Below are 761 nucleotides of genomic sequence, written 5' to 3' on the forward strand. Positions count from 1 at the left end.
GTCGGCCACCCACAGCTGGTTCGGGCCAGTGGCGTGGAAGCGGCGATTGACCAGATCATGGGCCGGGGTCTGCCGTTTGTCGCGGCGGGTGGTGACGGTGAAGCCGCGGCGCTTGCTGATGCCGTGGATAGCGGCTTGCCGCATGAGACGGGCCACACGCTGGCGGCTGATGCACACGCCTTGCTCGATGAGCTCGGCTCGCACCCGGGGCATGCCGTAGGACTCGTAAGAGTCCTGGTGAATCTGGCGGATGCGCTCGGTCATCACCGCGTTGGCAATGCTGCGCGGTGAAGGGGCGCGGTCTCGCCAGGCATAGAAGCCGCTGGCTGAGACCCCGAGGACGCGGCACATGGTGCGCACAGGAAGCTCGGCCTGGTTTGCCATCACGAGTCCGAAGACTTCGTTGAAGTCGCATCGCTGCGACCGGCAAACCAGGCCGTAGCCTTTGCCAGGATGTCGCGCTCCATCTGGACCTGGCGCAACTGCCGGCGCAGACGAACGAGCTCTTCCCGCTCGGCTGTGGTCAGGACCTCCTTGCCCGGCAAAGGCTTGCCATCGTCAATGGCTGCCTGGCCAACCCAGTTGGTGATGGACTGGGCGGTGACACCGAACTCACGCGAGAGCTGCGCTGGTGAGCGACCCGCTCGAACCAGCTCGACCATCTGCTGGCGGAATTCCGCCGGGTACGGCGGTCGTACTTTGGACATTTGCGACTCCTTGAACACAAAGAATGATGTGTCCACGGAATCGGGTCAACTCCA

1 pseudogene is annotated in these 761 nt (G+C 64.1%); it reads right to left on the reverse strand.

From position 1 onward, the window contains the following. Nucleotides 1–707 (reverse strand): annotated as a pseudogene (locus HFL01S_RS25860) (IS3 family transposase); the annotation flags it as partial. Nucleotides 708–761 lie beyond the last annotated feature (54 nt).

Origin of the sequence: Hydrogenophaga flava NBRC 102514 (assembly GCF_001571145.1) — a bacterium.
In the GTDB taxonomy this organism is placed as follows: domain Bacteria; phylum Pseudomonadota; class Gammaproteobacteria; order Burkholderiales; family Burkholderiaceae_C; genus Hydrogenophaga; species Hydrogenophaga flava.